At 69.6% G+C, this 24,624-nt stretch carries 24 protein-coding genes; 12 read left to right on the forward strand and 12 right to left on the reverse strand.

All coding sequences use genetic code 11. The features are described from left to right. Window positions 1–17 precede the first annotated feature (17 nt). Complete coding sequence (gene dinB, locus ACYVAK_RS03560) at window positions 18–1,082, forward strand: DNA polymerase IV (protein WP_461058037.1); 1,065 nt, start codon at window positions 18–20, stop codon at window positions 1,080–1,082. A 57-nt stretch (window positions 1,083–1,139) separates the two neighbouring features. Then, entirely contained in the window at window positions 1,140–3,080 is a 1,941-nt protein-coding gene (locus ACYVAK_RS03565; RefSeq protein WP_461058039.1) for a S9 family peptidase, read from the forward strand. A gap of 6 nt (window positions 3,081–3,086) precedes the next feature. Here the strand turns inward: ACYVAK_RS03565 and glpK are convergent, their stop codons facing one another. Genes glpK through ACYVAK_RS03600 form a run of 7 tightly spaced genes read right to left on the reverse strand, consistent with a single transcriptional unit; the run spans window position 3,087 to window position 10,581 of the window. Then, window positions 3,087–4,592: a glycerol kinase GlpK gene (gene glpK, locus ACYVAK_RS03570; protein ID WP_461058041.1), complete on the reverse strand. Its 1,506-nt coding sequence runs from the start codon at window positions 4,590–4,592 to the stop codon at window positions 3,087–3,089. Then, window positions 4,592–6,205, reverse strand: a complete 1,614-nt coding sequence (locus ACYVAK_RS03575; protein ID WP_461058043.1) for a glycerol-3-phosphate dehydrogenase/oxidase — start codon at window positions 6,203–6,205, stop codon at window positions 4,592–4,594. The genes glpK and ACYVAK_RS03575 overlap by 1 nt, the downstream gene beginning before the upstream one ends. Before the next feature lie 52 nt (window positions 6,206–6,257). Next, a complete protein-coding gene (locus ACYVAK_RS03580) occupies window positions 6,258–7,235 on the reverse strand; it encodes a TraB/GumN family protein (RefSeq protein ID WP_461058045.1) in 978 nt (325 codons plus the stop codon). Further along, complete coding sequence (gene cyoE / locus ACYVAK_RS03585; protein ID WP_461058047.1) at window positions 7,232–8,191, reverse strand: heme o synthase; 960 nt, start codon at window positions 8,189–8,191, stop codon at window positions 7,232–7,234. The genes ACYVAK_RS03580 and cyoE overlap by 4 nt, the downstream gene beginning before the upstream one ends. A 4-nt stretch (window positions 8,192–8,195) precedes the next feature. Further along, window positions 8,196–9,326: a COX15/CtaA family protein gene (locus tag ACYVAK_RS03590; protein ID WP_461058048.1), complete on the reverse strand. Its 1,131-nt coding sequence runs from the start codon at window positions 9,324–9,326 to the stop codon at window positions 8,196–8,198. Further along, window positions 9,323–9,880: a hypothetical protein gene (locus tag ACYVAK_RS03595; protein ID WP_461058050.1), complete on the reverse strand. Its 558-nt coding sequence runs from the start codon at window positions 9,878–9,880 to the stop codon at window positions 9,323–9,325. Before ACYVAK_RS03595 ends, ACYVAK_RS03590 begins: the two co-directional genes overlap by 4 nt. Next, entirely contained in the window at window positions 9,877–10,581 is a 705-nt protein-coding gene (locus ACYVAK_RS03600) for an SURF1 family protein (protein WP_461058052.1), read from the reverse strand. The genes ACYVAK_RS03595 and ACYVAK_RS03600 overlap by 4 nt, the downstream gene beginning before the upstream one ends. 57 nt (window positions 10,582–10,638) lie before the next feature. Between ACYVAK_RS03600 and ACYVAK_RS03605 the strand changes: the two genes are divergently transcribed. Continuing rightward, entirely contained in the window at window positions 10,639–10,845 is a 207-nt protein-coding gene (locus ACYVAK_RS03605; protein ID WP_461058054.1) for a DUF2909 domain-containing protein, read from the forward strand. Window positions 10,846–10,915: 70 nt separating this feature from the next. Here ACYVAK_RS03605 and ACYVAK_RS03610 read toward each other — a convergent pair whose 3' ends face one another. From ACYVAK_RS03610 to ACYVAK_RS03630, 5 genes are all read right to left on the reverse strand, one after another. Further along, complete coding sequence (locus tag ACYVAK_RS03610; RefSeq protein ID WP_461058056.1) at window positions 10,916–11,791, reverse strand: cytochrome c oxidase subunit 3; 876 nt, start codon at window positions 11,789–11,791, stop codon at window positions 10,916–10,918. 33 nt (window positions 11,792–11,824) lie between these two features. Beyond that, window positions 11,825–12,412, reverse strand: coding sequence for a cytochrome c oxidase assembly protein (locus ACYVAK_RS03615; RefSeq protein ID WP_461058057.1), 588 nt, complete (start codon window positions 12,410–12,412; stop codon window positions 11,825–11,827). 155 nt (window positions 12,413–12,567) lie between these two features. Continuing rightward, window positions 12,568–14,196 carry a cytochrome c oxidase subunit I gene (ctaD, locus tag ACYVAK_RS03620; protein ID WP_461058059.1) on the reverse strand — a complete coding sequence of 543 codons (1,629 nt, stop codon included), beginning with the start codon at window positions 14,194–14,196 and terminating at the stop codon, window positions 12,568–12,570. 17 nt (window positions 14,197–14,213) lie between these two features. Continuing rightward, on the reverse strand, window positions 14,214–15,089 hold the full coding sequence (gene coxB, locus ACYVAK_RS03625) for a cytochrome c oxidase subunit II (RefSeq protein ID WP_461058061.1): 876 nt from the start codon (window positions 15,087–15,089) through the stop codon (window positions 14,214–14,216). Between the two features lie 15 nt (window positions 15,090–15,104). Continuing rightward, on the reverse strand, window positions 15,105–15,605 hold the full coding sequence (locus ACYVAK_RS03630; RefSeq protein ID WP_461058063.1) for a DUF2244 domain-containing protein: 501 nt from the start codon (window positions 15,603–15,605) through the stop codon (window positions 15,105–15,107). Between the two features lie 197 nt (window positions 15,606–15,802). Between ACYVAK_RS03630 and putA the strand changes: the two genes are divergently transcribed. The 9 genes from putA (at window position 15,803) to ACYVAK_RS03675 (ending at window position 24,624) form a co-directional block, all read left to right on the forward strand. Continuing rightward, window positions 15,803–18,979 carry a bifunctional proline dehydrogenase/L-glutamate gamma-semialdehyde dehydrogenase PutA gene (gene putA, locus ACYVAK_RS03635; protein ID WP_461058065.1) on the forward strand — a complete coding sequence of 1,059 codons (3,177 nt, stop codon included), beginning with the start codon at window positions 15,803–15,805 and terminating at the stop codon, window positions 18,977–18,979. 7 nt (window positions 18,980–18,986) lie between these two features. After that, on the forward strand, window positions 18,987–19,757 hold the full coding sequence (locus tag ACYVAK_RS03640; protein WP_461058067.1) for an ion transporter: 771 nt from the start codon (window positions 18,987–18,989) through the stop codon (window positions 19,755–19,757). Continuing rightward, window positions 19,754–20,185 (forward strand): hypothetical protein, encoded by a 432-nt coding sequence (locus ACYVAK_RS03645; RefSeq protein WP_461058069.1) that lies wholly within the window; start codon window positions 19,754–19,756, stop codon window positions 20,183–20,185. Before ACYVAK_RS03640 ends, ACYVAK_RS03645 begins: the two co-directional genes overlap by 4 nt. Before the next feature lie 65 nt (window positions 20,186–20,250). Next, window positions 20,251–21,876, forward strand: a complete 1,626-nt coding sequence (locus ACYVAK_RS03650) for an ExeA family protein (protein ID WP_461058071.1) — start codon at window positions 20,251–20,253, stop codon at window positions 21,874–21,876. Beyond that, window positions 21,860–22,540: a general secretion pathway protein GspB gene (locus ACYVAK_RS03655; protein ID WP_461058073.1), complete on the forward strand. Its 681-nt coding sequence runs from the start codon at window positions 21,860–21,862 to the stop codon at window positions 22,538–22,540. Before ACYVAK_RS03650 ends, ACYVAK_RS03655 begins: the two co-directional genes overlap by 17 nt. A 2-nt stretch (window positions 22,541–22,542) precedes the next feature. Further along, window positions 22,543–23,220 (forward strand): rhomboid family intramembrane serine protease, encoded by a 678-nt coding sequence (locus ACYVAK_RS03660; RefSeq protein WP_461058630.1) that lies wholly within the window; start codon window positions 22,543–22,545, stop codon window positions 23,218–23,220. A 45-nt stretch (window positions 23,221–23,265) separates the two neighbouring features. Next, entirely contained in the window at window positions 23,266–23,586 is a 321-nt protein-coding gene (locus ACYVAK_RS03665; protein WP_461058075.1) for a DUF1820 family protein, read from the forward strand. Window positions 23,587–23,605: 19 nt separating this feature from the next. Next, the gene (locus tag ACYVAK_RS03670) at window positions 23,606–24,019 is read left to right on the forward strand and encodes a hypothetical protein (protein WP_461058077.1); all 414 of its coding nucleotides are present in this window, start codon (window positions 23,606–23,608) and stop codon (window positions 24,017–24,019) included. Further along, on the forward strand, window positions 24,016–24,624 hold the full coding sequence (locus ACYVAK_RS03675; protein WP_461058078.1) for an HD domain-containing protein: 609 nt from the start codon (window positions 24,016–24,018) through the stop codon (window positions 24,622–24,624). The genes ACYVAK_RS03670 and ACYVAK_RS03675 overlap by 4 nt, the downstream gene beginning before the upstream one ends.

A 24,624-nucleotide genomic window follows, 5' to 3' on the forward strand; every position in this document is an offset into this window, starting at 1 on the left:
GCCGCTATGCTTCCCCGATGCGGCGCATCGTGCACATCGACATGGACGCGTTCTATGCCTCGGTGGAACAGCGCGACGACCCCGCGTTGCGCGGCCGGCCGGTGGTGGTCGCGTGGAAGGGCGCGCGATCGGTCGTGTGCGCCGCCAGCTACGAGGCGCGCCGCTTCGGCGTGCGCTCGGCGATGCCGGCGGTCCGCGCCGAACGGCTCTGCCCGCAGGCGGTCTTCGTGCCCCCTGATTTCGCCCGCTACAAGGCCGTGTCGCGGCAGGTGCACGCCATCCTCGAGCGCCACACCGACCGCATCGAGCCCCTCTCGCTCGACGAGGCCTACCTCGACGTCACGACGAACCACCAGGGCCTCGCCACCGCCACCGAAGTCGCGCGGGCGATCCGCGCCAGCATCCGCGACGAGTTGGCGTTGACCGCCTCGGCCGGCGTGGCCCCGAACAAGTTCGTCGCCAAGATCGCCTCCGACCACCGCAAGCCCGACGGCCTGCATGTCGTGCCGCCGGAGCGCGTGCTGTCTTTCCTCACGCCGCTGCCGGTCGCCCGCCTCCCGGGCGTCGGCCAGGTGATGGCCGAGAAGCTTGCGGCGATGGCCCTGCACACCGTCGGTGAACTGCGTGCGGTGCCGACGCCCCTGCTCGTGCACAAGTTCGGACGCTGGGGCCTGCGCCTCGCCGAACTCGCGCGCGGCATCGACGAGGACCCCGTCGTGCCCACGCGGATCCGGCAGTCCCTGTCGGCGGAAGACACCTTCGCCGAAGACCACTACCTCGACGAGCTCGGGCCGGCCATCGTCCGTCTCGCCGAGCGCGTCTGGGCGCAGGCGGGCCGCGAGCCGCGGCGACCGCGCACCGTGCAACTCAAGCTCAAGACCTCGGACTTCCAGACGCTCACGCGCAGCCAAAGCCCGGAACGCATGCCCGACTCGGCGACTGCCCTGGCCGAGGCCGCCTTGGCGCTGCGCGACCGCGTGGACCTCCCGCCACGCACCCGCTACCGGCTGGTGGGCGTTGGCCTCGCCCAGTTCGAGGACGGGGCGCCGACGCCGCAGGACCCGCTCTTCGCCCCCCCATGACGGCGTCCCGATCGCGGGCTGCTAGCCTCGGCGCTCCCTCCGCCCCTCCCGCCGACCATGCCGCGACCCCTCCGCACCGCCGCCCTCGCCCTTGCCCTGCTGCTTCCGACCGTGGCCACGGCCAACGCCGCGCCGGTGCAGCGCGAGCAGGTCGGCACCCGCATCAGCGAGAACATCCCCGCGCCGTCCGCCGAGCTGCTGGAACGCCTCGCGCGCTACCAGAACACCCGCGGCGCGAACTTCGCCGGCTGGTCCGGCAACGACGCGATCCTCGTCACCACGCGCTTCGGCGAGACCAACCAGGTGCACGTGGTGCGCCAGCCGCTCGGCATGCGCGAGCAGCTCACCTTCTACCGCGAGCCCACCGTTGCCGTGCAGGCGCAGCCGGGCAGCGCCGGCTTCGTCTTCGGCAAGGACGAAGGCGGCTCGGAGTTCTGGCAGCTCTACCGCTACGACCTCGCCACCCGCGAGGCCACGCGCCTCACCGATGGCCAGCGTTCGCGCAATGAATCGCCGCTGTGGTCGCACGACGGCACGCAGGTGGCCTTCACCAGCACCATGCGCAACGGCCGCGACAGCGATATCTGGGTGAAGAGCGGCGATGCGCCGGCGCGCGTCGTGCTGCAGGAAGGCGGCACCTGGTTCGCCACCGACTTCTCGCGCGATGGCAAACGCCTGCTCGTACAGCGTCGTGTTTCGATCAACGAGAGTTATCCCGGCGAGCTCGACCTCGCCACCGGCAAGCTCGAAATGTTCCCCGTCGATGGCGGCAAGGCGTCGTTCGGCCCCTTCCGCTACGCCCCGGACGGCAAGGGCGCCTACTACACCAGCGACGAGGGGACCGAGTTCCGCACCCTGCGCTACCACGCGCCGGGCATGGCGAAGCCGGTGATGCTCAGCGAGAACATCCCGTGGGACGTCACCGGCTTCGACATTGCCGATGACGGCAAGCACCTCGTCTTCGCCACCAACGAGGATGGCATCGGCAAGCTGCATCTGCGCACCCTGCCCGACCATCGCGAGGTCGCCCTGCCCGAACTGCCGGTCGGCGTGATCGGCGGCGTGGCGTTCTCGCCCGATGGCTCGCGCATCGCACTCACGCTGAACACCGCCACCTCGCCGAGCGACGTGCACGTGATCGATATCGCGGCGAAGACGCTGACGCGCTGGACGCAGAGCGAAGTCGGCGGCCTCGACACGTCGCATTTCGTCGCCCCGAGCCTGGTCCGCTACGAGAGCTTCGACGGCCTCTCGGTGCCGGCCTTCTACTACCGCCCCGCCAACGTGGCGGCCGGCCGCAAGCTGCCGGTGGTGATCCAGATCCACGGCGGCCCCGAGGCGCAGGCCTTCCCGACCTTCAGCCCGAGCATCCAGTACCTCGTCAACGAGCTCGGCATCGCGGTGCTGGTGCCGAACGTGCGCGGCTCGGCCGGCTACGGCAAGACCTACCTGCAGCTCGACAACGGATTCAAGCGCAAGGATTCGGTGAAGGACATCGGCGCCCTGCTCGACTGGGTGGCGAAGCAGCCGGAGCTCGATGCCGGGCGCGTCGGTGTGTTCGGCGGCAGCTACGGCGGCTACATGGTGCTGGCCTCGATGGTCGACTATGCCGACCGCATCGCCGCCGGCGTGAACGTCGTGGGCATCTCGAACTTCGTCACCTTCCTCGAGGCCACCGAGAGCTACCGCCGCGACCTGCGCCGCGTCGAGTACGGCGACGAGCGCGACCCCGCGATGCGCGCCTTCATGGAGGAAATCGCGCCGCTGAACAACGCCGAGCGCATCATCGCCCCGCTGTTCGTGGCGCAGGGCGCCAACGACCCGCGCGTGCCGCTCTCCGAGGCCGACCAGATCGTGGCGGCGGTGCGCGACAACGGCCGCGACGTCTGGTACCTCGTGTTCAAGGACGAGGGCCACGGCTTCGCCAAGAAGAGCAACGCCGACTGGTTCAATGCCGCCACCGTGATGTTCTGGCAGCGGCACCTGCTGGCCGAGTAAGCCGCCTCAGTCGCCGGGCTCGATCCACGCGCGCGAGCGCTGGATGGCCCGGCGCCACTCGCGGACGGTCCTGTCCCGCTGATCCCCAGGCATCGCCGGTTCGAAACGTCGATCCCGCTGCCACAGCGCGGCGATCTCGTCGGTATCGCGCCAGAACCCCACGGCCAAGCCGGCGAGGAAGGCCGCGCCCATCGCCGTGGTCTCGCCGACCACCGGGCGTTCGACCGGGACGCCGAGCACGTCGGCCTGGAACTGCATCAGGAAGCCATTGGCCGCGGCACCGCCGTCGACCTTGAGCATCGAGAGCGCGATGCCGGCGTCCTCCTGCATCGCGGCGAGCACGTCATGCGCCTGGAGTCCGATCGATTCCAGCGTGGCGCGCACCAGATGCGCGCGGTGGCTGCCGCGGGTGAGCCCCAGCACGGTGCCGCGCGCATACATGTCCCAGTGCGGGGCGCCGAGGCCGACAAAGGCTGGCACCACGACCACGCCGCCGCTGTCCGGCACCGACTCGGCCAGGGCTTCCGAATCCTCGACGCGGTCCAGCACGCGCAGTTCGTCGCGCAACCACTGCATCGCGGCACCGGCGACGAAGATGCTGCCTTCCAAGGCGTAGTCGACGCGGCCGTCGAGCCCCCAGGCGATGGTGGTGAGCAGGCCGTGCTTCGAGGGCACGCGCTGCGCCCCGGTATTCATGAGCATGAAGCAGCCGGTGCCGTAGGTGTTCTTCACCATGCCGGGCTGGAAGCAGGACTGTCCGAACAGCGCGGCCTGCTGGTCGCCCGCGCAGCCGGCGATCGGCAGGGCCACGCCGTCGAACAGGCCGGCGTCGGCATGGCCGAACACCACGCTCGACGGGCGCACCTCGGGCAGCATCGCCGCCGGGATGTCGAGGGCATCGAGCAGGGTCTCGTCCCAGCACAGGCGTTGGATGTCGAACAGCATCGTGCGCGACGCGTTCGACATGTCGGTGGCGTGCACGCGGCCACCGGTGAGCTTCCACAGCAGCCAGGTGTCCACGGTGCCGAACAGCAGTTCGCCGCGGCGCGCACGCTCGCGCGCGCCGGGGTGCTGGTCGAGGAGCCATTGCAGCTTCGTCGCCGAAAAGTAGGCGTCGATGACGAGGCCGGTGCGCTCGCGCACGTGCGGCTCGAAGCCGCGGGCCTTCAGCGCATCGCAGAGCCCGGCCGTGCGCCGGCACTGCCAGACGATGGCGTTGCCCATCGGCTTGCCGGTCTCGCGTTCCCACACCAGCGTGGTCTCCCGCTGGTTGGTCAGCCCGATCGCGGCGACCTGCCCAGCGCGCACGCCGGCCTTCGCCAGGGCCTCGCGCGCCACGCCGAGCTGCGTCTCCCAGAGCGCCATCGGCTCGTGCTCGACCCAACCCGGCTGCGGGTAGATCTGCGCGAACGGCTGCTGCGCCAACGCCATGACCTTCGCTTCCCGATCGAACAGGATGGCCCGCGAACTCGTCGTGCCCTGGTCGAGGGCCAGCACGTACGGCTTGTCCATCAGGGGTGCTCCTCGAAGTACTCGTCGAACTTCGCCTGCGCGTCCGAGCCGAACAGGATCTCGCAAGCGTCCATCAGGCCCTTGGCGGCACGGATCTCCTCGCGACGGACCACGAGGGCGATCTTCGACCGCCGGCGAAGGAAGTCCTCGAGCTTGGTGACCATCTCCTGCTGCTTCGCGAGCCGGATCTCGCAGCGCAGGTAGTCGGTGCCTTCGATCAGCACTTCCGCCTGGCGCGGGTCCTCGCGGATTTCCGCCAGCAGCTCGAAGGCCTGCTGGTCATAGCGCCGCCACAGGCGGCTGCTCAGGCGCTCGATCGACTGCGGCGAGGTGTAGCTGTCGAGGTCCATCAGCCGGGCCTGGTGCAGGTACTCCTCGCGCACGCTCGGGTGCGGTTCGCCGTACCAGCGGTAGTCGGCATGCGGCAGGGCCACGCCCATCGCCGCGACGTGTTCCGCGATCTCATCGCCCACATTGATGCAGTCCGTCAGCTTCCCACCAAACACGCTCAGGTGCGCTGAAGCCGGATTCACGTCGATCTGGTGCCGGCGCGACATCTGCAGCCAATCGTCGCCGTCGGCGGCCACGCCGTCCGTCTTCACCACCAGCGGCCGCACGCCGCAGCGCTCGGCGATGATGTCGGCGCGGGTCAGCGGCGTGGCGAGGTTCAGGCGCTTGTTGATGTTGTCGAGCACGAAGGCCCGGTCCTCGTCGGTGACGACGGCATGCGGCGACGCCACCCGCGTGTCGGTGGTGCCGACGCAGGTGCGCAGGCCCATCGGGATGGCGAAGAACAGCCGGCCATCGTCGGCGAAGAAGGTCAGGATGCGCCGGCTGGAGGTGATGCGCGGCACGACGAGGTGGATGCCCTTGGAGAAGACATGGCGATGCGCCGTGCGCTCACCGGTCAGGCCGTTATGGGCGTCGACGAAGGGCCCGGCGGCGTTGACCAGCACCGTCGAGCGGATCGCGAACTCGGCACCGGTCATGCCGTCGCGGGCCCGCGTCACCCATCCGCCGTCCTCCCGCTGCGCGCCCAGCGATTCGACGTAGTTCGCCGCGATGCAGCCCCGGTCCATCGCCGAGCGCACGAACTGGAAGACGAAGCGGGCGTCGTTGTCGTGCAGGTAGGCGTCGGAATACTCGAGCCCGCCGGCGTAGCGTGCGGTGCCGACGACCGGCTCCTCGCGCTCGATGGCGGCCTTCGACAGCCAGCGCGGCGGGTCGGTGCGCGCATTCCCGAACAGCCAGTACAGCCAAGCCCCGGCCCAGACGAGGCGCGGCGGAAAACGGAAGCCGCGGTCCAGCGTCGAGAAGAAGCGGACCGGAAGCACCCGCGAGGGGTAGGCCTCGAGCAGGCGGTTGCGGCTCCGGCAGAGGTCGCGCACCAGGCCGAACTCGCGGCTTTCGAGGTACTTGATGCCGCCCCACGCGAGATTGCTCGAATGCTGGCTGGTGAAGCCGGCGAAGTCGCGCTGGTCGATCAGCGCCACCGAGGCGCCCTTTCCCGAGAGCGCCGCCGCGGCGACGGCGCCATTGATGCCACCGCCGATGACCAGCACGTCGAAGCGACGCGCGGCGAGCTTCGCGAGATTGCTGTTGCGCAACTGCATGCCGGCTCCCGATGGGCCTGTCCGCGCCCGCCGGCACCAGTCTATCGCCGCCTCAAGGCACGGCCGGCTCGGCGACGCTGAAGACAGGCAACAGCAGCTGGGCATCCCAGCCCGTCGCGTCGTCGGGCGTTCGATGGAACGTCGCGGTCGCCTCAGCCGCCGCCCCTGCCCCGCTGAAGGCCCCACGCCCGCCGAGCGGTCTCGGTCCGCAGGTCCCTGCCATGCAGGCCCAGAACGCGCCCGTTCGCGCCGAAACGTTGACGCGCATTATCGGCAGGTCATCAAGATGCGCCATGGTCGGCACCGGAGCCGTCTGCCCCGGCATCAGGCCCGACACGTTCGCCGGGCGCGCGCGACGCGCGTGGTAGTTGCCGATCAGGACGACGAATCTCCCAGTGGCGTCGGCCGCCATGGCGTCCCGCAGAACGCTGGCCATGCGCCGATTGCGCTCGTCGGCACCGCCCCCGGCATTACCCGCGTCGAAGGCGAGCACGCGCAGCTCGGCGCCCTCCCCTCGCATTCGCCGTGCCGCGTCGAGCAGATCGACCATGGCCACGCTGCGTCGGCCGTCGCTGCGCTCGGCCGGCAGGGCCCAGAAGGCACCGGAGAGCAATGCCGCGCGCGATGCGGCGTCGCCCGGCGAGTCGAGGAAAGCGTCGATACGATCCTGCTCATCCGTGGGAATTTCGAGCGCGACGGTCACGGCCTCATCCTGCGCCACCCAGCGCCGGACCACCGCCTCGGCCACGGCCGGGGCCTCGCGCGTGCCGTGGAGTTCGCCGAGCACGAGCCGTCGGGGTCCGGCCGCGTCGACGGGCAGCAGGGCGGCCGCGTCCTCCACGACACGCGTCGGGGTGGGAAGAGCGACAACGACCGAGGCCACCCCCAGCGCGGCACCGTATAGGACGGCGCGCCATCGTCGGCGAAAGAAGGTTCCGTCCATGCCAGGCTCCGGATTCAACGGTTCCGTTGAACTGGCGACGCGGGCCACGGGATGCAAGCCACCCCGTCGACGGAAGTAGCGGCTCAACCCACCCGCTCGAAACTCAGGCCCGGCGTCGCATCGACGGCCGGCGCTTCGTCGACCAGGTAGTGGTCGACCAGCAGGAAGGCGAACAGCACCATCAGGTAGATGATCGAGTAGTTGAAGACCCGCATCGGGTACATCGGGTCGGGCGGGTTGAACAGGCGCACGGCGTAGTAGAGGAACACGCCGCCCAGCACCAGCGCGCCGCCGAGGTAGAACAGCCCGCTCATGCCGCTGGCGTAGGGCAGCACCGTCGCCGCAATCAGCAGCAACGTGTAGAACAGGATCTGCCAGCGCGTGTACACCACGCCGTGGGTCACCGGCAGCATCGGGATCATCGCCTTGGCATAGTCGTCCTTGCGGAAGATCGCCAGCGCCCAGAAGTGCGGCGGCGTCCACACGAAGATGATCAGCACCAGCAGCAAGGCGTGGTGGTAGTCGTGCGGGGCGTCGAACAGCGCGCCGAAGCCGGCACCTTCCGGCCAGCCCTTCACCGCGGCCCAGCCCAGCAGCGGCGGCGCCGCGCCGGCCAGCCCGCCGATGACGATGTTCTGCGGCGTCGCGCGCTTCAGGTAACCGGTGTAGATGATCGCGTAGCCGATCAGCGAGGCGAAGGTGAGCGCCGCGGTGAGCGGGTTCACCCACAGCGCGAGGATCAGCATGGACAGCGCGCCAAGGCCGATGGCGAAGCCGAGCACCTGGGCGGCGGTCAGCGAGCCGGTCGGCAGCGGGCGGTGCTGGGTGCGCGCCATCACCGCATCGATGCGCTGGTCGAGCAGGTGGTTGATCGCCGCAGCGGACGCCGCCGCCAGCCAGATACCCAAGGAGCCCAGCACCAGTGCACGCCAGCCCGGAAACTCGGGCGTGGCGAGGAACATGCCGATGACCGCGGTGAAGACGATGAGCGCCACCACGCGCGGCTTGGTCAGTTCCCAGTACTGGCTGGCGAGGTTGACCATCGGCTCAGGCCCCGGGCGAGCGCAGGCGCGCCAGCAAGGTGACGACGGTGAACAGCATCAGTACGGCCACCAGCAGGTGGGCGGTGGCGACGTACAGCGGCAGGCCCATCACCACGTTGGCGATGCCGAGCGCCACTTGGGCGACGAGCAGCACCAGCAGGGTGATGCCGGAGGTGCGGAAGCCGGGGGCGAACGCCAGCCGGAACCCGAGGAAGAGGAAGTACGCCGTGACCACCGCGGCGCCGATGCGGTGCGCGATCTGGATGGCGGCGCGAGCCGATGCGTCGAGCACGCCGCCTTCGTAATCCACGCCGATGCCCCGCCAGAGCACGAAACCCTCCGCGAAATCGGTACTCGGCCACCATGCGCCCTTGCACTTCGGGAAGTCGAGGCCGCAGGCGAGTGCCGCGTAGTTCGACGCCACCCAGCCACCGAGCGCGATCTGCACGGCGAGGAGCACGAGACCAATCCAAAGGAGCACGCGCAGGGCCGGAGCATCGACATGCACGCGCATCGCGTTCGGCGTGGTCCACCACGCCAGCACGGTGAGCAGGGAGAACGTCGCGAGGCCGCCCATGAGGTGGCTCATGACGATCACGGGCTTCACCAGCCAGACCACCGTCCACATGCCCAGGAGGGCCTGGAACGTGACGAGCATCAGCAGGCCCACCGAGAGGCGCGCCACGCCGTCGGCCCAACGCACGAGGCCCGACAGCCAGACGACCTGCCCTGCCGCGGCAAGGCCGAGCGCCAGCACGTGGTCGACCTTCATGTAGGCGAAGATCGCCGCCACCACCAGCAGTGCGCCGATGGCGACCGTGGCGACGCCTTGCGCCTTTCGGCGCACGGCAAGCAAAGCCAGCACCAGCACCAGCGTGCCAAGCGTCGCCGCCATATGGCGGTGCACCTGCTCCCACACCGCCTTGCTCACCTCCACCGCGCGCTCGAAGTTGGCGTTCGCGTGGGCGATGTCCGCTTCCGTCGTGGGCCAGGTCACCTTTCCGTAACAGGTCGGCCAGTCCGGGCAGCTCAGGCCGGCGTTGTTCAGGCGGGTGAAGCCTCCGAGGAAGATCACGCCGAAGGCGAGGATCACCGCCACCCAGGCGATGCGATGGAAATGCCGCACGGGGATCATTCCGTCACCTTCAAGAGGCGCGCGAGGTCCTTGCGCAGGCCGGTCGGGTCGAAGCCCGGCGCGTAGCGCATGACGAGGAATCCGTTGGGATCGATCAAGTACACCGCGAGGCTGCCATCCACGTGGGAGGCCGGCAGTTTCGCACGGAGCGCCGGCGAGGCCGCCATCGGAAGGAAGGCCCGGTACTCGGGTGCCTGCACGGGCACCTCGCCGAACCACAGCACCTGCACGCGGTCGGCGTGGCGCCCCTCGGAAACCCAGACGCGGTACAGCGAGTCGCTCAAGCGGAGGCAGGGTTCCCCGCAGCCCGGTGGCGGCAAGACCACGACGCGCCACAGGCGCTTGTCGGGCTCCCACTCGGGATACGGACTGCCGTCGGCACGGGCGAGGCCCAGGGTGCCCAACTCGATGGGTGTGGCGAACAGCTCGCCCGCGTTCCGCGTGGCGGTCGGGCGCCATCCCGAGTAGATCAAGTACAGCGCGATGCCGAATGACGTGAAGAAGAGCGCGACGACCAGCAGCAGGGTCGCGCGGGAACGCAGGAGGGTGGTCATGGACGGCGTCGGAACTGGAGGAAGAGGGAGAGCAGCAACAGGCCGGCGGCGAAACCGAACCATTGCAGCGCGTAACCACGGTGCTTGTCGGGCGACAGGGTATTCGCCAGCAGGTCGAGGTCGCGTTCGTGGCCGAGGGGGACCGTCGGATCGAGGCGCAGCACGGCCGAATCGATCGCCACGCCGGCCTCGCGCAACACCTCCGGCTCAAGGCGAAGCGCGAGAAGGCCACCGTCTGGCAGGGGCGAGGCGGCGGGCCCGAGCGCCAGGCCCGGCGAGGGCGGCGGTACCAGCAGGCCTTCCAGGCGCATCAGGTCGGCGGGCAGCGGCACCTCGGCCGGCACACGGCGATCCGCGGGCAGCGGGCGCCAACCCATGTCGACCCAGAGGCGCATCCCGTCGCCCAGGCGGAACAGGCGATAGACCTGCACGCCGACGCGCGCCCCGCGCCGCTGGTTGTCGAGGCGGATCGCGGGCGTGGCCTCGAAGGTGCCCTCGACGGCGACCCAAGCGAGACGGCCCTCCGCAGCCGCGGTGGCGACGGGCACGGGCCGGCGATCGGCCAGCACGCGCGCGCTGTCCGCCAACAGCGCGTCCTTCTCGGCCGCGCGACCGGACTGCCAGAGCCCTGCTTGCACGAACGCGAGGCAGAGGCACAGCACGACGACCCACAGCAACGCGCGGCGCAGCACCGGTTTCACCCCATGCTCCCTTCGGCAGCGGATAATCCGCGCACGTCCCGCCCTTCAGGTCCGCCCGTGGAAAAGCTGCTGGTCATCGCGTTTCTCGCCGTCATCGTCTGGAACCTTTTCGCCGCGCTGTTCCACATGGTGTCGAAGCCGCAAGCGGACGGCCGCATGGTGCGCTCGCTCAGCTGGCGCATCGGCCTGTCGATCGCCTTGCTCGCCATCATGACCGCGGGCCATTTCCTCGGCTTCTGGCAGTTCCACGGCGTCGGCCAGTAAGGCCCCTGCCTGTCCGGATACGACAAGGCCGGCGCAAGCCGGCCTTGTTCGTTTCCGCCGGTGGGCGGGATCAGAGCACGTAGACGAACAGGAACAAGCCGAGCCAGACCACGTCAACGAAATGCCAGTACCAAGCGACTGCCTCGAAGCCGAAGTGCTTCTCGGGGGTGAAATGCCCCTTGAGCACGCGGAACCACACGACGAGCAGCATCACCGTGCCAAGGAACACGTGCAGGCCGTGGAAGCCGGTGAGCATGTAGAACGTCGCGCCGTAGATGCCGGAACTGATGCGCAGGTTCAGGTCGCCCCAAGCGTGCACGTACTCGTACGTCTGGACGCCGAAGAAGCAGAAGCCGAGCAGGATGGTCGCACCGAGCCACGTCAGGACCTTGGAGCGCTCGCCGACGACCATGGCGTGGTGCGCGATCGTCAGGGTCAGGCCCGAGGTCAACAGGATGACGGTGTTGATGAGGGGAAGGCCGAACGCCGGCAGCGTGTCGAAGGTGCCGCCGATCGCCTCGGGGCCGTTCGCCGGCCAGCCGGCGACGTAGCCGTTCCAGAGGAACTCGTTGGCGAGCGCGCCCTGGCCGTCGCCGGAGAGCCACGGCAGGCCGAAGGTGCGGATGTAGAACAACGCGCCGAAGAACGCGGCAAAGAACATCACCTCGGAGAAGATGAACCAGATCATCCCCTGGCGGAACGAGACGTCGACCTGGCCGTTGTATTTGCCGGCCTCCGACTCGCGGATCACGTCGCCGAACCAGCCGAACAGCGTGTAGATCATCATCGCGCTGCCCGCCATGAAGATCCAGAACGACAGGTCGCTGCCGTTGAACCAGTTGACGAGGCCGATCATCAGCACGAACAGCGAGATCGAGCCGACGAAGGGCCACTTGCTGTGGTGCGGGACGAAATAGACGTCGGCGTCGTGGTGGGCGGTAGCCATGGAAACCCCTAGCGGTGCAGCGGTGGAATGGTGTCAGCGTGGCGCGAAGACGGGGGCCGATGCAACCGCGGGCACCGGGCCGGCGGCGGCGCGGGCCGTGGCCGCGTCGTTCTTGAAGAAGGTGTAGGACAGCGTGATCGTCTTGACGTCGGCGGGAAGGGCCGGGTCGACGATGAAGCGCACCGGCATCGTCTTGCTCTCGCCGGCCATGAGCAGCTGCTCGGTGAAGCAGAAGCACTCGGTCTTGACGAAGTAACCCGAGGCGACGACCGGCGCCACGGAAGGCGCCGCGTTGCCAACCACCGGGGTGGCGTCGCGGTTGCCCGCGACGTAATTCATCTCGTAGGCCTGGCCGGGCACGACGTCCATCGTCAGGACCTGCGGCACGAAGGTCCAAGGCAGCTTGGAATTCACCGTGCCGTCGAACTCGATGCGCACCGTGCGGTTGGGGTCGACCTGCATGCCGACGACGCGGCGCTCGCCGGCGGGCGTGTCCTCGAGCTTGATGCCGAAGACCTTCTCGCAGGCGATCTCGTAGAGCGGCACCAGTGCGAAGGCGGCGACGAAGCATCCCGCCGAGACGAGCGCAATGGTGCGGGCGGTGGCGGCATTCGAACTCATGCCGAAGCTCCCTGCGTCATGACCTTGTACATCGCGTAGAGATAGACGGCGGCCGCCACGGCCCCAAGCAACCAAGCCGTCCGCCGGGCGGAGCCTCGGCGGGCGGGCAGGTCGTTCGGTTCGCGCGGCGCGTCCACGTCAGGCACGGATCACGTTCAGTGGGCGACGTCGCCGTGCGACAGGTCTTCGTCGCGGAGCACCGGCGGCTTCGTGAAGGTGTGGTGCGGGGCCGGCGAAGGCACCGTCCACTCGAGGCCCTTGGCGCCTTCCCAGACGCGGTCGGTCGCCTTGACGCCGCCGCGGGCGCACTTCCAGACGATGTAGACGAAGAGCAGCTGCATGAAGCCGAAGCCAAAGCCACCGACCGACGACCACATGTTGAAGTCGGCGAACGCCACGTTGTAGTCCGGGATGCGGCGCGGCATGCCGGCGAGGCCCAGGAAATGCTGCGGGAAGAACAGCAGGTTCACGAAGATCGTGCTGCCCCAGAAGTGCACCTTGCCGAGGGTCTCGTTGTACATGTAGCCCGTCCACTTCGGCAGCCAGTAGTACACGCCGGCCATGATGCCGAACACGGCACCGGTCACCAGCACGTAGTGGAAGTGGGCCACCACGAAGTAGGTGTCGTGGTACTGGTAGTCGGCCGGCACCATCGCGAGCATCAGGCCCGAGAAGCCGCCGATCGTGAACATCACGACGAAGCCCAAGGCGAAGAGCATCGGGGTCTCGAACGTCATCGAGCCACGCCACATCGTGGTGACCCAGTTGAAGACCTTCACGCCCGTCGGGATGGCGATCAGCATCGTGGCGTACATGAAGTACAGCTCGGCGCCGAGCGGCAGGCCCACGGTGAACATGTGGTGGGCCCAGACGATGAACGACAGGAAGGCGATCGAGGCCGTGGCGTACACCATCGCCTGGTAGCCGAACAGCGGCTTGCGGGCGAAGGTCGGGATGATCTCCGAAATGATGCCGAAGGCCGGCAGGATCATGATGTAGACCTCGGGGTGCCCGAAGAACCAGAACACGTGCTGGTACAGGACCGGGTCACCGCCACCGGCGGCGTTGAAGAACGAGGTGCCGAAGAACTTGTCGGTGAGGAGCATCGTCACCGCGCCGGCCAGCACCGGCATGACCGCGATCAGCAGGAACGCCGTGATCAGCCAGGTCCAGACGAAGATCGGCATCTTCAGCAGGTCCATGCCCGGGGCGCGCATGTTGAGGATGGTCGCGATGATGTTGATCGCGCCCATGATCGAGCTGATGCCCATCAGGTGGATCGCGAAGATCGTGAACGCGACGTTCGAGCCGCCCTGCAGCGACAGCGGCGGGTAGAGCGTCCAACCGCCGGCCGGGCCACCCGAGCCGATGCCGAACAGCTGGAGCACCAGCGGCATCAGCAGCAGCGCGAAGGCGAACGGCATGATCCAGAAGGACCAGTTGTTCATGCGCGGAAGCGCCATGTCCGGCGCGCCGACCATCAACGGGATCATCCAGTTGGCGAGGCCGACGAAAGCCGGCATCACGGCGCCGAAGATCATGACCAGCGCATGCATCGTGGTCATCTGGTTGAAGAACGCCGGGTCGACCAGCTGCAGGCCAGGCTGGAACAGCTCGGCGCGGATGACGAGCGCCATCGAGCCGCCGACCAGGAACATGACCAGCGAGAAGATCAGGTAGAGGGTGCCGATGTCCTTGTGATTCGTGGACAGGAACCAGCGCTCGAAGAACGTCTGCTGGTGGCCGTGGTCGGCGTGGTGGGTATCAGCGTGCGTGTTTGCCATGACGGGACCTCTCTGGCTCAACCCTGCGGACCGGCGACAGCCGGGACGGCGGAAGCGGTGCGTGCGGTGGTGTCATCCGCGGACTTCATCGCGGCCAGGCGGGCCTGGAACTCGGCCTTCGGCACCGCCTCGACCACGATCGGCATGAAGCCGTGGTCCTTGCCGCACAGCTCGGCGCATTGGCCGCGGTAGATCCCCGGCTCGCGGATCTCGGTCCACTGCTCGTTGACGATGCCGGGGATGGCGTCGCTCTTCCAACCCAGCGCCGGCACCCACCACGCGTGGATCACGTCGTCGGCAGTGATGATGAAACGGATCTTGGTGTCGGTCGGAAGCACCAGCCGGTTGTCGACGTCCAGCAGGTAGTTGGCGTTGTCGGCGTCGGCCTTGTCGACCACGACCCCGCTCTGGCGGAGGCGGTCCGACTGGCGGTCGAGGCGACTGGTGAAGCTGACGCCCTCGCCGACGTACTCGTAGGTCCAAAGCCACTGCTGGCCGACGATCTTCACCGTCATCTCGTGGTCCTTCGTGTCATAGGCCTCGATGACCTTGACGGTCGCCGGATAGGCCATGACCACGAGGATCAGGGTCGGAATGGCGGTCCAGATGACCTCGAGCTTCGTGCTGTGCACGAAGGTCTTGTCCGGCACCGCGCCCTTCGACTTCCGGAACTTGAGGATCGAATACGCCATCGCGCCGAACACGATGACGCCGATGACCACGCAGATGGCCAGCATGATCATGTGCATCTCGTACGCACGCTCCGCCGTGCGGGTGACGCCCGGCGTCATGTTCAGTTGCCAGGGCTCGGCCTTTTCGGCAGCCCAGGCGAACGTGGCGCCAAGGCCGGCCACGAGGGCGGCGATCGCGTGTTGGGGTCGGAACTTCTTCATGCCGATGACCTCACCTCAATGTTCGTTCGCCGGCGCACGGCCCGAAGCCGCCGCCAGCATCCACCGCAGCCGCTCCGCGAGCTCGCTGCGCTCGCAGGGCGGCAGGAAACTGCCGATCTCCACCTCGCGCCCCTGCGACCCCAGCCGCAGGTGCGCAGGCGCGTCACGCTCACCGTCGGTGCTCAGTCGCACCCAGTAGGGATGCGCCTTGAACACCGCGGCGTCATCCGGCGAGCGACGCACCTCGACGCGCCCCTCACCGACGACGATCCGCTCGTAGCGATCGCCGGACCGCCACACCCACCGCAGGGCCAGCGCCACGATGGCGAGGTCCAGCAGCGCGAACCACGGGGCGAACGCGTTGCCCAGCGCCGCGCTGTAACCCGACACCGCAGCCACCGGCAGGGCAATCAGCACGAAGAGAACGACGAACTGCCGCGGCGACAGGACCCGGCGGGGGCGCAGCATCAGCTGCGCCTCGGAGCCTGGAGCCGACGGCGGCAGTTCATCGATCACGGTGCCCGTGCCAGAAGACCCTGCGACAGGATGACGCAGTTTACGACCCGAGCGTCGGCAGGGGCAAGCAAAGCGGCGTGAGTGAAGGTGGCGAGCCGTGCCCAGCGCGCGCATACGGAAGTCAAACAGCAGGGGGTTACGGGGGTTCGGCACGGCGGGCACACTTCGCGTCTTTCCCCAGCGCCACCGGTCTCCGCGTGAAGCCCATCCTCAGCCCCGAACTGCCCGCCGCGCCCGGTCCGGCGCGTGAACGCACCACCGCGGCCTATGCCCGCGACGAGTCCGAGCACCTCGCCGAACTGCTGGCCGCGGCCCGGCTCCCGGCCGAGGTCCAGGCCGGGGTGCAGGCCACGGCCGAGGCCCTGGTCGAGCGCACCCGCGTCCGCGCGGCCGACCCGGAGCTGGTGCAGGCCTTCATGCGCCAGTACGACCTCAGCTCCGAGGAAGGCGTGCTGCTGATGTGCGTGGCCGAGGCCCTGCTGCGCATCCCCGACCAGCTGACCGCCGACAAGCTGATCCGCGACAAGCTGGGCGACGCGGCGTGGGAGAAGCACCTCGGGGGCTCCTCCTCGGTGCTCGTGAATGCCTCGACCTGGGGCCTGATGCTCACCGGCCGGGTGGTCAGCCTGGCCGAAGACACCCGCCGCGACTTCGGCGGGGCCTTCCGGCGCCTGATCGCCCGCACCGGCGAACCCGTGATCCGCCTTGCCGTGCGCCAGGCCATGAAGATCATGGGCCACCAATTCGTGATGGGGCGCACGATCGCCGAGGCGCTCGAGCGCAGCCTCAAGGGGGAGAACGCCCGCTATCGCTACAGCTTCGACATGCTCGGCGAGGGCGCCCTCACCACCAAGGACGCCGCCCGCTACTTCCAGGCCTACAAGGACGCGATCGGCGCCATCGGCGCCTCGCTCCGGTCCGTGGGCGGCGCGGAGAGCGTCTTCGCCGCGCCGAGCATCTCGGTGAAGCTCTCGGCCCTGCACCCGCGCTACGAAGTGGGCAAGCGCGCCCGCGTCATGGCGGAGCTCACGCCGATGGTGCTGGAGCTGGCCCAGCACGCGAAGGCACAGTCGATCGGCTTCACCATCGACGCCGAGGAAAGCGAGCGACTGGAACTCTCCCTCGACGTGATCGGCACGGCCTTCGCGGACAAGAGCCTCGACGGTTGGGAGGGCTATGGCCTCGCCGTGCAGGCCTACCAGAAGCGCGCGCCCTTCGTGATCGACGAACTCGCCGCGCTGGCGCGGCAGGTGGGCCGGCGCATGCCGATGCGCCTCGTGAAGGGCGCCTACTGGGACTCGGAGATCAAGAAGGCGCAGGTGGAGGGCTACACGGGGTATCCCGTCTTCACCCGCAAGGTGAACACCGACGTGAGCTACCTGGCCTGCGCGCGCCGCATGTTCGCGGCGACCGACGCGCTGTACCCGATGTTCGCCACGCACAACGCCCAGACCATCGCCGCGATCCACGCGATGTCGAAGGAAGGCGGCACGCGCCGCGACTACGAGTACCAGCGCCTGCACGGCATGGGCGAGGACCTCTACGCCGAGGTGATCGGCGCCGACCAGCTCGGCGTCCCCTGCCGCGTGTATGCGCCGGTGGGCTCGCACGAGGACCTGCTGCCCTACCTCGTGCGCCGCCTGCTCGAGAACGGCGCGAACTCCAGCTTCGTCAACCGCATCACCGACAGCCGCGTGCGCGCCGCCGACCTCGTCGCCGACCCGCTGGCCACGGTGGAGCGCAACACCATCAAGCCGCACCCGCACATCCCGCAGCCGCGCGACCTCTTCCGCTCGCAGAACGAACCCCGGACCAACTCGATGGGCATCAACCTCGCCAACGACGCGCAGCTGCGCGAGCTCGCCGCCAAGATCAACGCCGCCGTGACGCCGTGGTCGGCCCAGCCGCTGGTGCCGGGCGCCTCGGCCTTCGGCGGATCGGTGAAGGTGACCAACCCCGCCGACCGCCGCGAGGCCGTGGGCGAATACCTCGCGGCCAGCGAGACGAACGTGCAGCAGGCGCTGGCCAATGGCGTGAAGGCCCAGCCGGGCTGGGACGCCCTCCCCGCCGCCAGCCGCGCCGTGATCCTCGAGAAGGCCGCCGACCTGCTGGAAGCGCGCACGCCGGAGTTCATGGCGATGTGCGTCAAGGAGGCCGGCAAGAGCCTCCCGGCCTCGGTGGCCGAGGTGCGCGAGGCCGTCGACTTCCTGCGCTACTACGCTTGCCAAGCGCGCGAACTCTTCGCGCCGGTGAAGCTGCCCGGCCCCACCGGCGAGTCGAACCAGCTCACCCTGCACGGCCGCGGCGTGTTCGTCTGCATCAGCCCGTGGAACTTCCCGCTGGCCATCTACCTTGGCCAGGTCGCGGCCGCGCTCGCGGCCGGCAACAGCGTGATCGCCAAGCCCGCGGAGCAGACGACGCTCGTCGCCTTCGCCGCGACCAAGCTGCTGCATGAAGCCGGCATCCCCGAGGACGTGCTGCAGTTCCTGCCGGGCGACGGCGCCACCGTCGGCGCCGGCCTGACCCGCGACCCGGGCGTGGCCGGCGTGGCCTTCACCGGCTCGAACGAGACCGCGTGGGCGATCAACCGCACGCTGGCGGCGCGCAACGCGCCGATCGCCTCGCTGATCGCCGAGACCGGCGGCCAGAACGCGCTGATCGCCGACTCCTCCTCGCTGCCCGAGCAGGTGGTGAAGGACGCCGTGGCCTCGGCCTTCGATTCCGCCGGCCAGCGCTGCTCGGCCGCGCGCGTGCTGTTCGTGCAGGACGACATCGCCGACAAGGTGATGGACATGCTCGCCGGCGCGATGGACGAGCTCGTGATCGGCGACCCGGGCCTGCTCAGCACCGACGTCGGCCCGGTGATCGACGAGGACGCCAAGCGCAACCTCGAAGCGCATGCCGCGCGCATGGACAAGGAAGCCCGCCTCATCAAGATGGCACCGCTCCCCGAGGCCGCCGCGCACGGCTGCTTCGTCGCCCCGCGCGCGTACGAGCTGAGTTCGCTCTCGCAGCTCGACCGCGAGGTGTTCGGCCCGATCCTGCACGTGGTGCGCTGGAAGGCCGACAACCTCGACGGCGTCATCAACGACATCAACGGCACCGGCTTCGGCCTGACGCTGGGCATCCACTCGCGTATCGACGCGACGATCGACCACATCGCGAAGCACGTGCGCGTGGGCAACTGCTACGTCAACCGCAACCAGATCGGCGCGGTGGTCGGCGTGCAGCCCTTCGGCGGCGAGGGCCTCTCGGGCACCGGCCCGAAGGCCGGCGGCCCGCACTACCTCGCCAAGTTCGCCACCGAGCGCACGCTCACGGTGAACACGACGGCCGCCGGCGGCAACGCTTCGCTGCTGACGCTGGCCGAGTAAGCCCCCCGTGGCGACGCCGAAACACGCTGGGACGAAGCGCGGCGGCGGTGGCGGCCCGGGCCACGCTCCCGCCGCCAAGACCATCCCGGCCGTCGCCGGCCACGGGCCGCTGCGGGTGCGACGCTTCGTCGCCAATCCGGGCTTCGTCGCTTTCACGCACGCGCTGGTCGTGATCAACGCGCTGGCGCTGGGCGTGGAGGCCCTGCCCGCCGCCACCGAAGCGTTCGAAGGCCTGCTCGAAGGGCTGTTCGCCCTCTCGACGGCGTGGTTCGTCGTCGAGATCGCGCTGCGGATGGTCGCGCACGGCAAACCGCTGGCCGGCTTCTTCCGCGACGGCTGGAACAGCTTCGACACCATCATCGTCGTGCTGTCGCTGCTGCCGCTGGCCGGTGGCGTCGCCATCGTGGCGCGCCTCGCCCGCCTGCTGCGACTGCTCCGACTCGTGTCCGGCAACGACCTGCTGCGCGGCTTTGTCGCCCGGCGGCTGCCACTTGGCCCGCACCTGCTGGCGTCCGCCGTGCTGCTCGCCCTCGCCCTCTACGCCTTCGCGCTCGCGGGCTTCCACGTGGCCGGCGGGGTGTTGGCCGATCCCGGTGCGTGGTCCGACCTGCCCAATGCCGCCGCGAGCACGCTGCGCTGGGGCGTGGTGGTCGCGGCGCCGGCGCTGCCGGCGGAGGGCGCGGCCGGGATCGCGTGGCTGGGGGCCTTCGGCGTCACGCTGCTCGCATGGCTCGGGATGACCGTCCGCGGCCTGTTCGGGGCGGGGCCGAAACCATGAGGGCCGTGCTGATGCTCGTCGCCCTGGTGCTGCTGGCGCTCGCTGGGGTCATCGGCATGCAGCGCGCGAGCTTCGTGCGCGTGGCCATGCCCACCAGCGGGATCGTCGTCGACATCGAGTCCCGCGACACCCGCTGCGGCCGCAAGCCGCGCCGCGCCTGCACGAAGTTCACCGCCGTGGTCGAGTACACGGTGGCGAACGACACCCGCCGGTTGCGCACCGGCGCCGGCCAGTCGCGCGGCCGCAACCAACCCGAAGACCAGGCTCGCCACCGCGTCGGCGACGCGTTCCCCCTGCGCGTGCATCCAGCCACCCGCGAGGCGCTGCCCGACAGCACCATGGGCATGTGGGGCCTGCCGATCCTGCTCGGACTCGGCGGCGGCGTGTTCGCACTGTTCGGTGTGCTGGGCTTCCGCCGGCGGCGCTGATCCGGCCGCTGCCGATGGCCGCGCTTCCGTGGCAGGCTTAGCGCCCGTCCCCGTGGTTCCTCCGAATGCTCCTCGAGTACTACGGCTTCGCCGAAGCGCCGTTCTCGATCACGCCGGACCCGCGCTTCGTCCACCTGAGCGAGCGCCATCGCGACGCGCTCGCGCACCTGCACTACGGCATCACCCAGGGAGGCGGCGGCGGTTTCGTGCAGCTCACCGGCGAAGTCGGCACGGGGAAGACCACGCTATGCCGGCTGCTGCTCGAACAACTGCCTGACAGTGTGCGGGTTGCTCTCGTGCTCAACCCGCTTCTCTCCCCGGTCGAACTGCTCGAGGCCATCGCCGAAGAGCTGCGGATCGAGATCGGCGCGGTGCGCGGCAGCCTGAAGGGCCTCTACGACCGGCTCAACGCCTACCTCATCGACGCCTATGCCCAAGGGCTCCGTGTCGTGGTCATCATCGACGAGGCGCAGAACCTGTCGAAGGACGCTCTCGAGCAGGTGCGCCTCCTCACCAACCTCGAGACCCCGACGCAGAAGCTGCTGCAGATGGTGTTGCTGGGACAGCCCGAGCTGCGCGACCTTCTCGAGCGCCCGGAGCTGCGCCAACTCGCCCAGCGCATCACGGCCCGCTTCCACCTGACCCCGCTCGATGCCGACGAGGTCGAAGCCTACGTCCGCCACCGCGTGGCGGTGGCCGGTGCCACGCGTTTTCCGTTCACGCGCCTCGCGGTGAAGCGGCTGCACCAGCACGCCGGCGGCGTGCCGCGGCTGGTGAACGTCATCGCCGAGCGGGCTTTGCTGGCCGGCTACGCACGCGACGAGCATCCGGTCGGCGAGCGCCTCGTCGACCTCGCCGCACGGGAGGTGCTGGTGCGCCCGCTCCGGCGCCTGCCCACGCCTTCGATGCCGATGATGGTCGGCGCCGCGCTCGCCTTGGGCATCGCGCTGTTCGCGCTGGCGCCGCCGCGCGCCCTGACCCCGCCGCCACCCCGGCTCAATGCCGACCTGGCGATATCCATCCCGCCACCGCGGCTGGACGCGGCGACGCTCGAGGCACGGTTGCAACAGCTGGACGGGGCGATCGGGCCCGCTGCCGCCGAGCTGATGCGGATGTGGGCCGTACGCGCCCATGAGGCCTCGCCGGCGCGCGTCGCCGAATGCCCGCCACTACTGGCACCCGGCCTGCTCTGCCAAACCGGCTCGACCAGCCTCGACGCGCTGGTCGCGCTGCAGCGACCGGCGCTCGTGCAGCTGCATGGTCCCGGCGACCGCCGCGTCTGGGCGGTGCTGCTCGGTGCCGACGCCCTCCGCGTCCGGCTGTGGCTGGGCGACATCGCGGTCGACGTGGCGCGCGTCGACTTCCATCGCCACTTCCAGGGCCGCCAGCTGTCGATCTGGCGTGGCCCGGCCGCGTTCGCGCGCGTTCCCACGGAGGGCGATACGGGGCCGGAGGTCGATTGGCTGGCTGCGCGCCTGGCCCCTCGGGGCCAGGCGGCAACGCGCCAAGGGCCGTCGGAGTTCGACGCATCGCTCCTGGCTGCATTGCGCGACGTTCAGCGCGTGCATGGGCTCGACGCCGATGGCGTGCCCGGACCGACCACGTTGCGCGCCCTCGGTGCGGAGCGCGGCGATGGCCCGCGGCTTCGCCGTGACCTCGATGGAGGCGACCGCCATGTCCCTGATCCTTGAAGCCCTGCGCCGCTCGGAAGCCGAACGCCGGCGCACGTCCCCGCCCACGCTGCTCGGCGACAACGCGCCGCCGCCGCGCGCGGCGGCGGCATGGCCGATCGCGTTGGGTGGACTGGGCGCCGGCCTGCTCTTGGCCGCCGCTGCATGGTGGTGGGACTCCGCCCGCGATAGGCCGACGACGGCGGCTGCCCCGGCGCGGCCATCGGCCAACGGCGGCGCGGCGGCCGACGCCGAGCCCATTCCCGTCGCCGCCTACGCGCCACCCGACCGGCCATCGCTCGCCATCGCCCCCCCTCCGGCAGCCCCGGCCCGGACGCCGCCGGCCCGCGCCGCCGGAACCGCCGCGCCGCCCGCATCCGAACCTCGGCCGCAAGCACCCGACCCGCCCATGCGTCCAATGGATGGCGCGACACCGGTCGACGGGACCGGCACCGGGCCACGCCACGGCGACCTGCCGTGGATGGCGTCCAACGCCGAAGGGTTGCCCGCGCTGAAGGTATCGATGCACGTCTATGCGGAGGACCCCGCCCGCCGCTTCGCCATCATCGACGGCCAACGACGGCGGGAGGGCGAGGCGCTGGGGCCGGATCTCGCACTGCTCGAGATCCGCCGTGATGGCCTGCGCCTCCGCTGGCAGGGGCGCGTGCTGTGGGTACCGCGCTGATGATGTTCGTCGACGCCCCCGGACGCCGCCACGTCGCAAGGCGATGGGCCACGCCGCTGGTGCTGGTGCTGTGCGTCGGCGCGTACGGGCTCCTCGCCTTCGTCGATCGCGCCACCCACGACGCCCTGCTCCTTCGCTGGGGCGCCCTCTCCGCGGCCGCCGCCGATTGGCGCAGCCTGCTCCAGCCGGAGCGCGCCGCGACCCTCGTGACCACGCTGGGCCTGCACAGCAGCGGCACCCACCTGCTCGGCAACATGCTCTTCCTGCTCGTGTTCGGCCTGCCTGCCGAGCGCGCGCTCGGATCGTGGCGACTGCTGGTGGTGTTCGTGACCGGCGGCGCGGTGTCCAACTTCGTCGCGGCGCTATCGATGGATCGCCCCGACCGCGTGATCATCGGCGCTTCCGGCGCGGTCTCGACCCTGATCGGTGCCTACCTCGCGCTGTTCCCCAATGCGCGACTCGGCGTGGTGCTGCCGCTCGGCCTCTGGCTGGAGTTCGTGCGGATGCCCGCCGTCGCACTGATCAGCCTTTGGGTCGTGCTGCAGCTGCTTTTCACCTGGGCGGGGCCGAGCTTCGGCGCCGTGGCGTGGTGGGCACACCTCGCCGGCTTCGCCTTCGGCTTCCTGGTGGCCCTGGCCGTGCGCGAATCGCTGGCGCGGCGCTCGCGACTGCGCAACTGAGGACGGCTCCACGGGGCATTGGCGAACGCCGCCTATACTGCGCGCATGGCGAAAGCGATCTACAAAATCACCTTCCTCAACGCCGGGCGCATCTACGAGCTCTATGCGCGCGAGGTGCAGAGCAGCGCACTCTGGGGATTCACCGAAGTGGCCGACCTCGTCTTCGACGTGAACGAAGGCGTCGTCCTCGATCCGACGGAAGAACGATTGAAGGACGAATTCGGGCAGACCCGGCGGCTGTACCTGCCGATGCAGAGCATCGTCCGCATCGAGGAGGTGGAACGCAAAGGGAGCTCGGCGATCCGCGACGCCGGCAGCGGGGAAAAGGTGGTGACGCCCTTCCCGATGCCCTCGAAGCCGCGGTGAGTGGGGAAGGCCCGGCATCGTGGAGGCGCTCATCGGACGAATCGCCGCATGGTTCAGGAACCTGCAGCAGCGACGCCGCGAGGCATTGGCGTTCGAACGGCGCTGGGTCGTCGAGCACGACGACCTCGGGGTCCGCGTTTCCCGGCCGGACGGCGAACAACAGGCGATCGGCTGGAGCGATTTGTGGACGGTGGCCATCGAGACCAATGACAGCGGGCCATGGGGCTCCGATGTCTGGTGGGTGTTCGAAGGTGCTTCGGCGCGCGTCGGCTACCCACAGGGCGCGACCGGCGACGCGGGAATGCTGGAAGTCATGCAAGCACGGCTCGCCGGATTCCGCGATGCCATGGTCATCGAGGCGATGGGCTGCACCGACAATGCCCGCTTCGTCTGCTGGACGCGCGAGGTGCCCGAGGCGGGAGGGCGGATATGACGCCGTTCGATGCGTCATGGCGGCGTACATGGGCGAATCTCGGGCGCGAAGCGCCGCATGGCCTCAAGCAACGACTCCTGGAGGCGTACGCCGAGCCGCAGAGGCATTACCACTCGCGGCAGCACTTGTCCGAATGCCTCGCGCTCCTGGATGACGCGATTGACCAGGCCGAGGCACCGGGCGAGGTGGAAGTCGCGCTGTGGTTCCACGACGCGATCTACCACCCCGGGGCGAAGGACAACGAGCACCGGAGCGCGGACTGGGCGTCGAGCGCCCTTGCGGCCGCGGGCCTCGACGGCGCGGTGATCGAGCGGGTTCGCGGCCTGATCATGGCCACGTGCCACGACGCCACCCCCCGTGACCCCGACCAGCAACTGCTGGTCGACATCGACCTTGCGATCCTCGGCGCCGATCCGCAGCGATTCGCCGATTACGACCGCCAAATCCGCGCCGAATACCCGTGGGTGCCCGGCTTCGTCTATCGATGGAGGCGCCGGCAGGTGCTCATGCGTTTCCTGTCGCGCCCGGCGCTTTACCTGACGCCGACCTTCAAGGCCCGATTCGAGACGCGCGCCCACGACAACCTGCGCGCGGCCTTGCGCTGA

Source organism: Silanimonas algicola, from assembly GCF_054777375.1.